Consider the following 14,350-nt stretch of genomic DNA (forward strand, 5'->3'; position numbering starts at 1 on the left):
CATCCAACACAATATGGATATTAACCAACAAAAAGAACAATTTAGCATCAGCTATATTAGAGCGATCGCCGCCGTTGCAGGTTATTCTTTATATAGACCAGAAGTTGATAACGACAGCGTAGATTTAGGCATAGTAAGTAGAGGTGGTACAGGTAAAATCCTTTCCCCTAGACTAGAACTACAACTAAAATGTACATCTAGAGGTATTCTGGATGAGAGCTATATTAAATATCCCCTCAATCTCAAAAATTATAACGATTTAAAAATCAATGCCCTTGTCCCTCGGATTTTAGTAGTCGTTTTAGTTCCCGAAAAAATAACAGACTGGATAAAACAAACAGAATCCGAACTGTGTCTGAGACATTGTGCTTACTGGGTATCCTTGCGCGGAATGCCAGACACCGAAAATACAACCAATGTTACTATTGAAGTACCCCGTAGTAATCAGTTTACGCCAGATGCACTCCAAGCCATCATTCAACGCATTAGTTTTGGAGATTTGCCATGAAAGTTACTATCAAAGATAGTGAAATACTCAAAACTGTTAACCCTGATGTGCTACAGGCACACTTGCTAGCTACTGGTTGGCGTGAAACAGGGCGTATATATAATAATGCCGGGGCAATTTGGCGACTGAAAAAAGATGCCGCCGATGAATATGAAATCTTGTTACCTCTTCAACATAGTTTAGGAGATTATGCTGAAAGAATCAGCGATATATTAAAAACATTAGAGATAGTAGAAAATCGTGACCAAGTTGATATATTAAGTGAATTTATTACCAACTATCCCAATTTCACCGTACAAGGTGTGGTTATGCAAATTGCCACTCCTCAAATTGATAAACTGAGTGGAGAAATTACTTTACTATGTACAGTTTTTGATAAGTTGCAAGAAATTAAAACTGAACTAGCAGACCATGATTATATCTTAGCGATTAAAGCCTATCAGGAGCGTTTACCAATTCGCTGCACAGGTGATTTAGTCAGAGAAGGCAATCGTTTTATTCTTAAAAATCCTCAAAATTTGCGAATTGACAAAATCTAACTCCGACCTATCAATATTTTTAGGTGTTTTCTAGATAAGTTCTGATAAGCAAGGTACTTCGGTTTCGCTGATAGTGTCTCCTAATACACAGAATAATTTGAGATCAGCAATGTTGAGTTTAGCAGTTGAACCTATGGAACTTTGATTTTTGCAGGTTTATCCATTGGTGGAGGGGGTACAGAGGTATCCGCGAAGGTTTCGGGTGAGGCTGCCAGTGCGGGAGGTAGTGCAGCGATCATGTGTACAAAAATATTTTTAGTATAAATTATGTATACTTAGTGAGTATACTTCTTAAATTAATATTATGATTTAGAGTCACTTATTTTATTTTTTATGATTCTAATCCTAGACTAAAAACTTCTCTTAGGAAAGGACTGAAATAAGTACAAGCCTTTGATAATTTACATTTTATTGACTAAGTAATAAATATAAAAAATGACATTTTCTGAAAATTTGTGGGATAAATTTCTAACTTACGATAATTTTCTGCTGGCTTGGCAAAGAACAATTAATGTTACTAGCCGTATGATTATTGATGAGTTGGGATTTAAAATATTTGCCTTTAATCTCGAAGCTAATTTAAAAGATTTAATAAGGCAAGTACAAGCGGAAGATTTTCCCTATACACCGCTAGCAGATCATAAAGTGTATGTTCCCAAACCATCAACGACATTGAGAACAATGTCGTTGATGGCTGTACCTGATGTTATTGTTTACCAAGCTGTTGTTAATGTTATTGCTGACGAAAGTCATCAATATCTGGTGACTCACCAGAATCAACATATTTTTGGTAATATTTATGCTGGTTCAGGTAAACGCTGGATGCTCCGTCCCTGGAAACAACAATATAATAACTTTGTTAATTCTGTTGAAAGATTATACCGTAAGGGGAATTCTTGGATTGCTTCAACAGATATTGTGTCTTTTTACGACACTATTGACCACGAAAGACTTATTCAGATTCTATGGAAATATTGTAGATGTAAAAGAGATAGTAAATTTGAAAATCTCTTGAGAGAATGTCTTTCAAAATGGTCAGCACATACAGCAGATGTAAAAATGAGTCGTGGAATTCCTCAAGGTAGTAATGCTTCTGATTTCTTAGCAAATTTATTTTTATATGAACTTGATAAGATCATGATTTGTCAAGGATATAATTATGTACGCTATGTAGACGATATACGTATTCTAGGACTTGACAAGCAAACTGTTCAGCAAGGACTAATTCTTTTTGATTTAGAGCTTAAGCGGGCTGGATTAGTAGCTCAGGTCACAAAAACTAGCATTCATGAAATAGAGGATATAAATAAAGAAATTACACATTTACGCTTTATAATTACAGATCCCACGGGAACAGGAGAATATACTCTAATTAAAGAGCCTACTATTTCTCAAAGTGAACAGGCTGAATTAGCGGCAGATTATGTTAAGAAAACAAATACCGATAGTATAGACGAAGAAACAAAAGTATCAAATATCTATCCTGATTTAGATGAAGATTTTGATGAAGGTTTAGATGAAGAAGAGGTTGAAATATCCTCTTCAAATAGAAATCTGAATATAGATACAGATGGAAATGAAAAACTGCAAGAGCAATTTCGTGAGATATTTTTAGAAGCTTATTCACTTTTAGACAATTTAGACAAAAGTAAAGAAGCAGAATCAAATCTCACGTTTTGCTTATACCGACTAGAACCTCATGAGTCAATACGTAAGCAAATAATAGATTTACTTGACAGACTGCCTTGGCGTTCTGAAGCTGTATGTTATTGTTTAGGACGTTTTAAAAACGATTTATTTATTATAGAAGAATTGCAAAATTTTATAAATAAGCATAAGGTATATTCTTGGCATCGTGCCAATTCACTATGGTCTTTATATCAAATTAGTGGAGCTAAAAATACTTCATTCCTATGCCGAGAATGGCTAGCTGATACTCGACTAGATTGGTATGCCAGAATGATAGCTGCACGAATATTGGGAAAACTTCCTGCTCAACATTCCTATTTTATGGAATGCTTGCAGCAAGAACAGCATAATACTAAAGATGATCCAGAAGCTTCATCACTGCTGAGACAAGAGTTAGCTTATAGTGCTTTTCAGAGGATTAAATCACATGATAAGCTTTTAGCCTTATTTCGTTTAATTTGTACTGACAAAAGCCCTATATTACACAGGTTAGCTATTTATCTTCTACAAATGAATAAATGTAGAGTTACTTGGGATGATTTAAAGCCATATCACCAAGAAATAAGCAAGCTATCAGATTTAGTTAGAGATGTTGGCTTATCACCAGACGCACCCAAAATATGCTTTATCTATCAAACACTTTCAACCATGTATGACGTTTCATTTTCATACAGCAATCTTTATCTGTTTTATGGCGTCCATTACGAAAGAGCAGTTGAGCAGTTACGAGAATCTGTAAGTAGTTATCATAAATCACCTAATGCTTATATCAGAACTTTCCATCAATTTGCACATCTTACTTTAATTGCTTTTTATGAATATGCTTTTTCTTCAGAATCAGGATTACATGATGGCTATGCATCTCTGACAGACAGAAAAGTTTTCACAGCTTCCCTTCCAAATGGCCACGAAACTTGGAAAGAACTTGGCTCTATGCGGAACCGTGTTGATCATCCAGTAGATAAAAAAACAAAATCACACTCCAAAAAGATTACTATTGAAGAAACAAAGTTTTTTTGTAAAAAACTCAATGTTGCTCTCCAAGAAATTTTTAATTTTTGGCTAAATTCGTCTCCTGTTCCTGCTCCTACTACTTCTGTTACCGTATCAACAACATGATGAATAAACCAATCGTCCAAATATGAAAATTTATCGATCGCACCCACCCACACCGTTATAATCATTGATTAATTGAGGCACAATAGAAGCAAAGGCACTGTGAACACACAATGACTACTCAATTGATGGTTCAACCCTCATCCTTAATGTCTTCTGGTATCAGGATGAGCGAATTCGGTGATATTTATCTTTTTAAATTTACCGATGAGCTACAGTCTCGCTTTGAAGAACTGTTGCAGAAGAAAAAAGCTGATGCGCTCACTCCTGAAGAAGAAGCTGAATATGTAGGCATTTCCGAACTTGAGCGAATATTTACCTTGATTAACGCTCAACTAGCAGCCAAAAGTAAATGGTGTCCGAACAAACTCGAAGACTTGTAAGAAAACGAGCTGAATATCTCTGCGAATACTGTCACTCTCCAGAATACTTGAGTCCAGACCGTTTTACCATTGACCATATCATGCCGCAGTCTTTGGGTGGCTCTGATGAATTGGATAATTTGGCATTAGCTTGTCATCGCTGTAATGAGCGTCACTATAATTTTACAGTAGGTACTGATCCCAACACTCAAAAACAAGTCCCTCTATTTCATCCCCGTCAGCAACAATGGTCTGAGCATTTTATCTGGACAAAAGACGGGACAAAAATTGTAGGTACAACTTCTACAGGGAGAGCTACTAGCCATCGCTTTGACTTCAATGATGAACGTCGGGATGAGCCTTCGATTCAAGTTGCTCGTCGTTTTTGGGTAGAAGCGGGTTGGCATCCGCCCCAGTTAGATCCACGTCAGGAATAAGAAGAAATGTCATCCCGCTATATTCACTCCCGCCTAAGTTCCCGCCAAATCCCTGACTTACTCCAAACAATCTTCGTCGCCGAACTTATCACCCCCAGCCAATACATTTGGCTTGTTTCACCGTGGATATCTGACATCCCCGTTATCGATAACACCGCCAACACCTTCCTATGCTTAGAACCCTCATGGAGTCGTTCCCGCATTCGCCTCTCCCAAGTCCTCGCCACCCTAGCTGAACGGGGAACGACTGTACACATTGCTACCCGTCCCGACTCTCACAACCATAGATTTATTGAACAAATCAAAGTCAGAACTGATTATCAGGACGTTCCCGTGCGATTCCACATTACCGAAGAACTCCACGCAAAAGGTATCCTGGGAGATGGGTATTATCTTGCAGGTTCGATGAACTTTACCTACAACGGTATTACAATCAATGAGGAAGTTGTAACTTATGAAACATCCCCAGAAGCGATCGCTGAACAACAGTTGATTTTTACTAACCGATGGGGTGTAATTCGTAATTCGTAATTCGTAATTCGTAATTCGTAATTTAAAAAGTAGCCGTTGGTGAATCATGGAATGAAATTTTATCTCTTGAAATCTAAAACTCCCTATTCTCTCTGCGCCTCTGCGTCTCTGCGTGATACAAATCTTCCGCATTTATACAATGCCAATATGTGATATTCAAAAGCGATGACTAATACTAGCAATGCAGATATCCGCCACTTCCTAGAGCAGTTTTTTGGCACTGACAACAAATTTGACCTTGGCAAGATTGAACGTGGCGAAGGAAAACAAGCCAAAATCCGTCCTTGGGTCGAGTTGTTGACCAAAGGCGAACCTCAGCCAACAATTCTTCCCTGCTGGCGTTCCGAGAGTGTAGATTGGTACGCCATCGCCTTTTCGGAACGCCAATTACGCCGTTTGAGTGAAGAATTAATGGCGTTTGTTGGCCCCACATATTCGACATTTCGTGGACAAAGAGCGCAACTAAACCCCCAAGACCCTATAGAATTAGCAGTTTACGAATTTACTGGAGGCGCTGCGGTCAAACTGTGCGGACAAGCGACAGATGTTTGGGAAGCACTAGAGCAGATGCGCCGAGTGAGTGAGAGACGGGTGAAACGGATCGCAGATATTCCCCGTCCCACAGGTCGCGTACTGCGGGACTTTTATATGGCATTGCAAGCAGGCGATCGCATTGCTGCGGAAAACTCACTACAATACCTTGTAGACCAGCATCGTCTGGATGCGCTGAATCTGCTGTTTCTGCGGGTGCAACTCTTAGCAGAACTAGAGCAATGGAATGAGTTGCTTACCCTCCCGGAACTAGGCAATCTTTTACAGGTTCGCCGCCCCTTCGCCGTTACCCAAGCTCTGCTGAAGGCAGTATACTGCACTGAACTACAACATTTTGAGGACAATAACGCCCCAGGCAGTGCTGTAGCCTATTTCCAAGAAGTAGTTTTCCCCCGTTACAACAATCTTTTTGCTGTCCGTGCAGGTAGTAAAATCCCGGAAGTATTGAAATTATTTATGCTGCTGGCGGTGGGTGGAGAACCAACGAAACCTGCACTTCGAGACGAACTGCTGGCAATTGGGGAAGTTGAAGAAACTCACCGCAGCTATTTGCAAAGGTTAGCTGCACTGCTAAAAGATGCTACCCCGAACAGCGAAGGCGACCCCCTGCAACAAGCCGAACAGCTATCCAAAAATGGAGACTTTGATCAAGCTTTTTCATTGCTTTGTAATGCTACGTCGTCGAAAGAGAAAGTTCGCTTGCTCCTTCAATGCGCCTACGAGTTGCAAACTTTGGCGGTGGAAAAAGCTGTATTGCAAGCCTTTGACGAGTTGACTGCTGACGAGCAAACAGCCTTGCTAAAGGTACGTTGGAACCAAGATTTTCTTACTCAACTGCGGGGAAGCCAAAAAGGTACAACAAAAGACACCCCAACAGCTTTATCTGTCCCAACGAATTGGTTGGAGTGGTTATCGCAACTTGATAAAAAGCCAACCTGGGAACGAGCGTTATACACTGCACGCCAGGGTTCTGCCGAGTGGGATGTCACTAGCTTGCTGATGCAACCACAGGCGGTGGCAGAATTTGACGAATTGTTAAGTAAAGTAGGCTCAACAGCTGAGTCTATCCTGCACGATGCGCTTCCTTACTTGCTAGGATTTTTTCAGAAAGATGAGCAATTTCCCCGTAGCGAGTTTCTCAGCCTTTATTACTCATTGCTAGAACTGCTAGTCCTGAGTACAGAGGGTGGGGATGTTGATTTGGTTTTGTTCAATGATTTAGCGATCGCTATTTTAACTTTGGGAGTTAATACAGCAAAATATACAGAGATTGTAGACTATGCTTTGGAGCTTTGGGACAGGTTCGCCTCACCCAAAAAAGTTGATTGGATGCTTGACTTAATTGATGTACTAATATCATATCCCTGCCCAGTCCTAGAAAAGCGCGAACAACTTCTATTTGCTACGGCTGAAACTCTACGCCGTTTTACAGAACGTATTGATGAAGTGCAAAGAGGAATCTTTCGCGCTTTGGTAAAAGATTTACACTTAGGAGAATCGTTTCCAGATTTGCTTGACGAACCAGCGAGTTTAGTCGAGCAAAATCTGGAAGTTGAGGTGAATATTTTCCAAAAACTCAAGAGTAAATCTGTTCTTATTTACACTCTCACAGAAACCGCAGCAATCAGAGTAAAAAGTATTTTAGAAGCAGCTTGTAAAGAAGTGACAGTTTATCTCAGTCATGACAAGGGAGGTAATGATAGGCTGCGTCAGTGGGTGAGAAATTCTGACATTGTTGTGATGGTGACGGCTAGTGCTAAACACGCAGCCACAGGTTTTATTGAAGCGAATCGTCCATCGCATCTTGCGCCGATTCTTTTGGTTAACAGTAAAGGTAGTGCAAGTATGCTGCGTGCGATTAGCTTATATCTTGCACCAGGCGACTAGAAGTCGCGGCTACACAGGCAAAACCCGCGCAGGCGGGTTTTGAACCTTGATTTTCCGTTAGTCTTCACAATACCAGGCGGACTTCGTTTCTTCGTTTATATAGCCGCGATTTATAATCGCTAAGGCTAGGTGCAAGATGTGAGTTAGGGAATATTTGGCATGTTCAAGCTAATAGACTAGGGGCGATCGCAAGAGCGCCGTTAACTTGCCGGATGATATAACCCCGTATTTTCGTTAAATTCCCACCCCATACCTGATCTATCCTTGCCCTTGCACCATGCCACAAAAAGCGGTGGATGCAGATTAATTCGCTGTTCACGTATAGTTTCTACATTTACACCAAGTCTTGAAGCTAAACCTTCTTCCGTTAATGGTTGGATTCGCGGAGTATGCCCTTGATAGGATGAATTGTTATAGTACGATTTCTTCTGCCGCCTTGGTTGGTTGTTGAGATGATTTTGAATTTTAATAATCGCCTCGGTAAACTGTGTCATTCGGGCTGTCATCCCCTCAATTTTTTGTTCTAAATCGGCGAGATTATGGATTGCTCCAGTTTCGTTGCTATTAGATTCACCGAAGTTCTGTGATTCCAGCTTATCCAGTCGTTCGCAAATAGCTAATATCGTTTGGGAAGTAGGGTTGGCGCTTCTACTGTTACTGTCCAACGCCAGTATTAATTCATCCAAAGAGTGAAGCAACTCGCTTGTTCGTCCTTGTCGGTGCAGCCGGGATAACTCCCTAACTGCTGGAATCAGGGGAGTGGGTACGCGGATCATCTCGCTGGGTTTGTTCTCGTCAGACATAGTGATATCGCAATTGATAGCAACAGCTATCGATATCAAGTAGATAGCAATGCTATCAACATATCAGGGATTGGTGATTCAAGCACAAACCCGTTCGGGAATCGTCCGCCGTGTTTTGGGTCTTTCGCCCTAGAAGGGATATTGCTACTTTTGTGCAGGCTTTTGGAATTATTAACGAAGAGTGCCGGCATATCCACGGCGTTGTCGTAGAATATAAAAGCTTCCTGAAACATCACTTCCAGGAAGCTATATTTTTATGGTCGCGTAACCCTAAAGACCAGATGGATGTTACTAATATTGAGATTGGCTCTGTAGAAATTCTGCCTGCTACTCCCCAACCAAGTGTAATTAAAAACACTAATGCTCAAGTAACTCCAGAATTGGTAGAGGAGGTAATTCGGCAATATTATTACCGCACGCCTGCGGTGGGTAATGATGAGGAGTTAATTTTGGCTTGGGCTGGAAGCCAAAACCGCGAACAAACTAAACGAAAATACTACCGATTTGGTCAAAAATTGCTTGATTGGGTACGTCATGAAGGTATACCTGATTTAAGATTGCTACAGCAGCCAAAATTACTCGAATTTATTGCTAGTTGGGGTGAGATTTCCCCTTATACTAAAAGTAACCGAGTGCTGATATTGCGATCGCTGTGGAGCTATGGGAGCGGGGAGAGTATTGGCTATTTTTTGCGGAATATAGCAAGTAGTATAAATTACGACAATTTCAGTAATTTACCGAAGGCAGAGCGATATCTAGAAGATTTCGAGATGAAGAAGCTAGCTGATGCAGCCAAGCAGTTGGGGGGTAAGTATTGGCTAGTTTTTAGTTTGATTTTTTACAGTGGGATGCGGGTTGGTGAAGTGGGTCGCGTGACGGTTCCAGGTGATGAACCGGGCCAACCCAAGGAAGATTATCCGGGGTTATATTGGCATAATTTCCAGTGGTATCCCGACCCGACACCAGAGGATAGAAACCGGGGATACTATACGATTAAGTTCCGAGGCAAAGGTGGCAAGTACCGCGAGATTGGCTTAGACCATCAGACTTCGCTCGTTCTCAAAAAGTACCGGGGGATGGCTAGTGATAAGATGCCCGTGTTTGCCAATATCTCACCTGACCCAGCAAAAAGGGGGTTGCCGTTGAGCGATCGGGCAATTAAAAAGTTGATTCAGGATATATCTGAGGTGGCGAAGGTGAAGTTTTCGTGTCACTGGTTGCGGCATTCTCATGCAACGAGGGCGGTGGAGAGTAAACCGCTTTTTCAGGTGCAAGACCAGTTGGGACATAGCAAGAGCGATACTACCAAGGGGTATGTAAGAGTGAAGAAGGATGCGGGAACCGGTACAGTGCTGCCGAGATTTTGAGGAAATGTATCTCCATGCTAGACCAACTGATAGCAGCGCCTTGTATTTGCCAGATGATGATGATGATGAGTAGAGGGAGTGCGTAGCTTGCCGCCTTTTGCATCGCTTTGGGGCGTTAGAGAATTTCTACTATGCGCGGTTGTCCATCAGGATAATAAACACCCAGACAGTTGTTTTTAGTACCAGTAATTACCCAAGGATGAGTTACATAGGTGCTTTGAGTAATTCTCTTATTTGGAGCAATTAAGGCGTAAAACTTCCGTTGACCAGAGTAATCAAGCCAATATAATCTTACTGGTGTGCTTCGCTGGTTGACAAATGTAATTTCCGTGGCTATTTTTCCACTGCGGGAAATTGAAACGGATTCAGCTTCACATTGTTGGGATTGGGCATTGGCAGCAGGTACACCAGCACTTATTGTAAATGAAAGCAACGCACTGCTAATAATGGCGAAGTGAAAGCGTGTAAATTTGAGCATTGATAAGTAGGATGAAGAGTTTCACACTATTGTTTCACCTTGTTGCTTTCTCTTGGTTAACTTTTTTGGAGAGTTCGATTAATGAGGGCGATAAGCTTGCTCCACCAGACGATTGCCCAACGCTATATATTAAGTTATGCTGCAAATTTAAAATATTATCATCATCCCCGATACCGAACTCGAAATTAGCTGATGTCCGACTCAATCGACTGTCAACCATTGCCATTTAAAACTATTTGCAATGACTGTGCTTTTCATATCAATGTAGAAGGAGCCATACAGTGCATTCACCCTGACGAGTTTGGGGTTAATTGTTCAACCGCCATTTTCTGTAATTCATTCCAAAGTGCAATTGTAATTGATAGTCCTTGTGTGTCCTTCGATAAGGATGAAGAATAGGCTTTTGCGCTGCTATTCGCATTACAATTGGTCAAGCCTTAGTTGAATTACACTGATGACGTTTACCCATTCTCTGTACCCAGACAATTGGTCAGAACTTGCCACTTCAGTTAAGCAACAAGCCCAGTGGCGTTGTCAAAAGTGCGGGTTACAGTGCATCCCCCCAGGAGAAAACACAGCAAAACTTACACGCTCAAAACGTAGAGTGTACACGCTACAGGTACACCATTGGGACAGAAATCCAGCAAATAATCACAGAGGCAACCTTATAGCTCTGTGCAGTGCTTGTCACCTTTTATACCATAGAGGCGGTAAGTCTAATGTTTCACCGGGGCAGTTATCGTTGTGGTAAATGCGATACCTGCTTTAACTCTTCGGGTAACAGACTCAAACTCAAAAGCCTAGTCATAACGACTAGGCTTGAGTTGGGTATATTCCCAAAGGTTAATTATAGAAAGTGCGTTATATTTGCTTGTCTGTGTGTTACTACCACAGTAAAGTTAGCGATTCCGGAAAATTAAAAACGATATTACTCGATTCCAAACCAACCGCCAGTATCACCACCAGCCCAGCCGCCATTGCGTGCAGCAGCAAATGTTTGATTGCAAAGGGTTTTGAACTCAACAGCAGCACTAATATCTTTACCCTCATAACCCAAGGGGTGAAATATCCGCCCAATGTATCGACCTTGTAATCGGATTTGACCCATTACATAAATTCCACCACCAACAGAATAAATACTTCCTTCTTCATTGCGAGAATAACAAGCAATATAACCGCCATCTCGCAACATATACTTGTTGACGGTGGGCAGAATTTTCTCTGTATATCCAGGCGTTGCCCAGTTGACAACACTCCCTTCGTCACTAACGTATACCCTAAAGTCTTCTGGTAAAAGATAATTTGTCATTTGATATGCTACTGTTTCACAGAATACTGAAAACAACAGTGTAGCAGTAGTATCTCAAACTCTACCCACCTTTATATAAAACAATTTTCTTAGAGGAAAGTGGGAGCGATGCCTACGGCGGCAAGCAACGCCATTAATTCAATTCTGCTCAATATTATTAATATCTTCTTCCCAAACGATAAGTTTTCTATTTACCATCTATTTAAAACACTCCTCTTCTAATAAATAAAGGGTGTCATCTAGTAGAAGTTTCAGCCAAATTTTAATTAGGATTTTCATATTATTACAGTATTTATACTGTGGAAATTGTGCCGTGGGCATCGCACTAATCATTAACTAAAAAGTGGTTATCTGATTTACAAAAAATTAGCTCACATCCAAACTCAACAACATACACCTTTGTTAATTCAAACTTTTCTGACCTTTCAGTAAATAAACAAGTAACTGTTTTTTCTTCTTCTCTGCCAGAATTACAATATTTAAATGTTCCTGTAATAACTCTAGATTTTGTGGGCTTGTCTTCATCCATCATATTTCTCCATTTCTTAGAGGATAATCGGATACTTGAGGGGAGCATTAGGGCAGAACTGTTCCACGTCTTTTGAGTGCCGTATATTTACAGTTGTCCAATAACATACAAGAATATTGCAAATTAGTAGCTATACCTCGATACATGAAAAGTTTCATCTGTTATGTTACTCTGCTCTTATTTGGCGCTAGCTTACTAGCTAACTGTCCCAGTACTGCCAATGAATCATCTATTACTAGCAATAGTCTCGTTGTTGCAGAAACTACGAGTAGTGAAGAATTCATCGCTAGGGGTACAGAACCCTTTTGGAGTGTTACTGTGAGCAAGAAGAGAATTGTCTACTCTTCGCCAGACACAAAACAGCAAACCTTCTCCTACGTTGCACCTCTAAAAGCAGAGGCGCGTCCCGCAGACTTGGTGCGAGTTTACCGACTTCAAGGCAAAGGCAACAATATCTTAATCATAAAAAAAGTCGATGCCTGTAGCGATGGTATGTCAGATAAACAGTATCCATACTCGGCAATTTTTATCCTGGGGAATAAGGTTTTAGAAGGTTGTGCTGAGAAAAAATGATGCCCCATCTGCAAATTTAGCCTTTACCGCCAAGGCATTCACGCAGCGTTCGCCCGTCCCCAGAATTGTGCAGTAGACAAACGCATACTACAACTGTATTATTGATATAAGTCTCAATTACAAATACTACAAACCTTCAATGATAAGCAGATTCTCCTCAACCATTAGCAGCGTGATGCATTGCCGACCCAACAAGGGTTTAGGCAGAGTATTCGCGCTGTTTGCGTTTGAGGGAATGTATTGTTTTGTCGGCTGTAAATTGCAGCATGAAAGTATTTTTGGAGCAATTGCCGGATGGCTGAATCCAGATCAACTTATCCAAAGCGGGAGGTGCAAATGTTGTCTAGCACCGACATAGGTCAAAAAGTATTAACTACGTGACCCCCGCTTCTTTTCACCAGAGGCGGGGGTTATTTTTTGAGGAGTAAATCAACTTATGGAAGCTCAACCACCTTTTCAGCAATCACAAATACTACAAAATTCAGTGGTAGTGTTCTCCAAGAACTACTTACCACTAGCACGTATCAACATTAAACGAGCAATCGTGCTATTAGTCACAGGTCAGGCAGAATCGTTGAATTTTGGCACTACAAAGCAGTGGGAAGTCCGCTCACCCAGTGTTGTACTACAAGTTCCTGAACATATTCGCTTGACCGTTGGTAATCCCGAACGCCACTGGAAAGTACCACCTGTAAATCGGCGTGAGGTACTCAAGCGTGATAGCCACACCTGCCAATACTGCGGTAGCAGCAAGCATCTGACGCTTGACCATGTAATACCCCGCTCAAAAGGTGGACAGCACAGTTGGGACAACGTTGTAACTGCGTGTGAGAAGTGTAATTCAACTAAGAGCGATCGCTTACCTCATGAAGCTGAAATGGTTCTCAAAAGTAAGCCTAAAGCCCCAATTCACCCAGCAGTAGCATTTGCTGAACAGTTTTGGAGCGCACAACGCCTAAGTGAATCTGAGTAATTTACTTCAAACTCAATCAGAGAGGGCAATACCGCGATTACATAACACTGCCCTCTCAGTTCTCAAAAAATTTTGTAGTATGCCCTTGACATCTTGTAATACATTATGTAGCATAAATGTAGTAAAGCACTACAGCCTCTCAAAAAGGCATAGCGCAAACACTTCTGAACCATGAAAACTAAATAATTGCCATCCAACGTGGGGGTGTAGCTTAGTCCGGTTTAAAGCAGTCGCCTGTCGAGCGAAAGACCGTGAGTTCAAATCTCATCATCCCCGTGTAGCCTTGTGGACAAATAGACAAGTCGCTGTGCCTCTCAAGCACGGAGAAGCGGGTGCAACTCCCGTCAAGGCTTCCAAATGAGGATGTAGCTCAGTCGGAAAGAGCGTTTGTTTCCGAGGCAAGTGGTCACAGGTTCGATTCCTGTCGTCCTCGTAGTATGTCCAGGTCGCCTAATGGTAGGGTGTTGGTCTGCAAAACCGACTGTGCGAGTTCAATTCTCGCCCTGGACTCCAAACGTTGCAGTGTAGCGATTTACGGCAAAGCCCCAAGCTCATAACTTGGTATATGCGAGTACCCTTCGGGAACACTGGCGCGAACGACTCTCGCCACTGCTACCAAATGCAGGGATGGTGTAACGGCAACATCACAGTCTCCAAAACTGTTGTTCTAGGTTCAAATCCTAGTCTCTGCGTTTGT

Annotated in this window: 15 protein-coding genes and 5 tRNA genes; 15 read left to right on the top strand and 5 right to left on the bottom strand. The window is 41.5% G+C overall.

Going from position 1 to position 14,350, the window contains the following annotated elements; genetic code table 11:
• Window positions 1-13 precede the first annotated feature (13 nt).
• The 7 genes from RRG12_RS23590 (at window position 14) to dpdD (ending at window position 7,621) form a co-directional block, all read left to right on the top strand.
• Window positions 14-508 carry a DUF4365 domain-containing protein gene (locus RRG12_RS23590; RefSeq protein WP_420760877.1) on the top strand — a complete coding sequence of 165 codons (495 nt, stop codon included), beginning with the start codon at window positions 14-16 and terminating at the stop codon, window positions 506-508.
• The gene (locus tag RRG12_RS23595; protein ID WP_420760878.1) at window positions 505-1,047 is read left to right on the top strand and encodes a hypothetical protein; all 543 of its coding nucleotides are present in this window, start codon (window positions 505-507) and stop codon (window positions 1,045-1,047) included. The genes RRG12_RS23590 and RRG12_RS23595 overlap by 4 nt, the downstream gene beginning before the upstream one ends.
• Before the next feature lie 435 nt (window positions 1,048-1,482).
• Window positions 1,483-3,855 (top strand): reverse transcriptase domain-containing protein, encoded by a 2,373-nt coding sequence (locus RRG12_RS23600; RefSeq protein WP_420760879.1) that lies wholly within the window; start codon window positions 1,483-1,485, stop codon window positions 3,853-3,855.
• A 110-nt stretch (window positions 3,856-3,965) separates the two neighbouring features.
• Complete coding sequence (locus RRG12_RS23605; RefSeq protein WP_104900801.1) at window positions 3,966-4,235, top strand: hypothetical protein; 270 nt, start codon at window positions 3,966-3,968, stop codon at window positions 4,233-4,235.
• The gene (locus tag RRG12_RS23610) at window positions 4,205-4,651 is read left to right on the top strand and encodes an HNH endonuclease signature motif containing protein (protein WP_323322080.1); all 447 of its coding nucleotides are present in this window, start codon (window positions 4,205-4,207) and stop codon (window positions 4,649-4,651) included. The genes RRG12_RS23605 and RRG12_RS23610 overlap by 31 nt, the downstream gene beginning before the upstream one ends.
• 6 nt (window positions 4,652-4,657) lie before the next feature.
• Window positions 4,658-5,182 (top strand): phospholipase D-like domain-containing protein DpdK, encoded by a 525-nt coding sequence (gene dpdK / locus RRG12_RS23615; RefSeq protein WP_420760880.1) that lies wholly within the window; start codon window positions 4,658-4,660, stop codon window positions 5,180-5,182.
• A gap of 165 nt (window positions 5,183-5,347) precedes the next feature.
• On the top strand, window positions 5,348-7,621 hold the full coding sequence (dpdD, locus tag RRG12_RS23620; RefSeq protein ID WP_420760881.1) for a protein DpdD: 2,274 nt from the start codon (window positions 5,348-5,350) through the stop codon (window positions 7,619-7,621).
• A 200-nt stretch (window positions 7,622-7,821) separates the two neighbouring features.
• On the opposite strand, the gene RRG12_RS23625 is transcribed toward dpdD, so the two are convergent.
• The gene (locus tag RRG12_RS23625; protein ID WP_324981480.1) at window positions 7,822-8,424 is read right to left on the bottom strand and encodes a hypothetical protein; all 603 of its coding nucleotides are present in this window, start codon (window positions 8,422-8,424) and stop codon (window positions 7,822-7,824) included.
• A 110-nt stretch (window positions 8,425-8,534) separates the two neighbouring features.
• On the opposite strand from RRG12_RS23625, the gene RRG12_RS23630 reads away from it, so the two are divergent.
• Window positions 8,535-9,791, top strand: coding sequence for a tyrosine-type recombinase/integrase (locus tag RRG12_RS23630; RefSeq protein ID WP_420760882.1), 1,257 nt, complete (start codon window positions 8,535-8,537; stop codon window positions 9,789-9,791).
• A gap of 115 nt (window positions 9,792-9,906) precedes the next feature.
• On the opposite strand, the gene RRG12_RS23635 is transcribed toward RRG12_RS23630, so the two are convergent.
• From RRG12_RS23635 to RRG12_RS23650, 4 genes are all read right to left on the bottom strand, one after another.
• The gene (locus RRG12_RS23635) at window positions 9,907-10,269 is read right to left on the bottom strand and encodes a hypothetical protein (protein ID WP_069068075.1); all 363 of its coding nucleotides are present in this window, start codon (window positions 10,267-10,269) and stop codon (window positions 9,907-9,909) included.
• A gap of 34 nt (window positions 10,270-10,303) precedes the next feature.
• Window positions 10,304-10,489 carry a hypothetical protein gene (locus RRG12_RS23640; protein ID WP_420760883.1) on the bottom strand — a complete coding sequence of 62 codons (186 nt, stop codon included), beginning with the start codon at window positions 10,487-10,489 and terminating at the stop codon, window positions 10,304-10,306.
• 708 nt (window positions 10,490-11,197) lie between these two features.
• Window positions 11,198-11,578 carry a hypothetical protein gene (locus RRG12_RS23645; RefSeq protein WP_420760884.1) on the bottom strand — a complete coding sequence of 127 codons (381 nt, stop codon included), beginning with the start codon at window positions 11,576-11,578 and terminating at the stop codon, window positions 11,198-11,200.
• A 325-nt stretch (window positions 11,579-11,903) separates the two neighbouring features.
• Window positions 11,904-12,110: a hypothetical protein gene (locus RRG12_RS23650; RefSeq protein ID WP_100904372.1), complete on the bottom strand. Its 207-nt coding sequence runs from the start codon at window positions 12,108-12,110 to the stop codon at window positions 11,904-11,906.
• A gap of 141 nt (window positions 12,111-12,251) precedes the next feature.
• Here RRG12_RS23650 and RRG12_RS23655 point away from each other — a divergent pair, with 141 nt between their 5' ends.
• The 7 genes from RRG12_RS23655 to RRG12_RS23685 all read left to right on the top strand — a co-directional run bounded on the left by RRG12_RS23655 (window position 12,252) and on the right by RRG12_RS23685 (window position 14,345).
• Window positions 12,252-12,680, top strand: a complete 429-nt coding sequence (locus RRG12_RS23655) for a COG3650 family protein (protein WP_420760885.1) — start codon at window positions 12,252-12,254, stop codon at window positions 12,678-12,680.
• A gap of 436 nt (window positions 12,681-13,116) precedes the next feature.
• Window positions 13,117-13,653 (top strand): HNH endonuclease, encoded by a 537-nt coding sequence (locus tag RRG12_RS23660; RefSeq protein WP_420760886.1) that lies wholly within the window; start codon window positions 13,117-13,119, stop codon window positions 13,651-13,653.
• Window positions 13,654-13,853: 200 nt separating this feature from the next.
• Window positions 13,854-13,929, top strand: a tRNA-Asp gene (locus RRG12_RS23665).
• Window positions 13,930-13,932: 3 nt separating this feature from the next.
• Window positions 13,933-14,009 (top strand) — tRNA-Glu (locus tag RRG12_RS23670).
• A 3-nt stretch (window positions 14,010-14,012) separates the two neighbouring features.
• A tRNA-Arg gene (locus RRG12_RS23675) sits at window positions 14,013-14,086 on the top strand.
• A gap of 6 nt (window positions 14,087-14,092) precedes the next feature.
• Window positions 14,093-14,166, top strand: a tRNA-Cys gene (locus tag RRG12_RS23680).
• 108 nt (window positions 14,167-14,274) lie between these two features.
• Window positions 14,275-14,345, top strand: a tRNA-Trp gene (locus RRG12_RS23685).
• Window positions 14,346-14,350: the final 5 nt, after the last annotated feature.

The organism is Nostoc sp. CALU 546 (assembly GCF_048836525.1).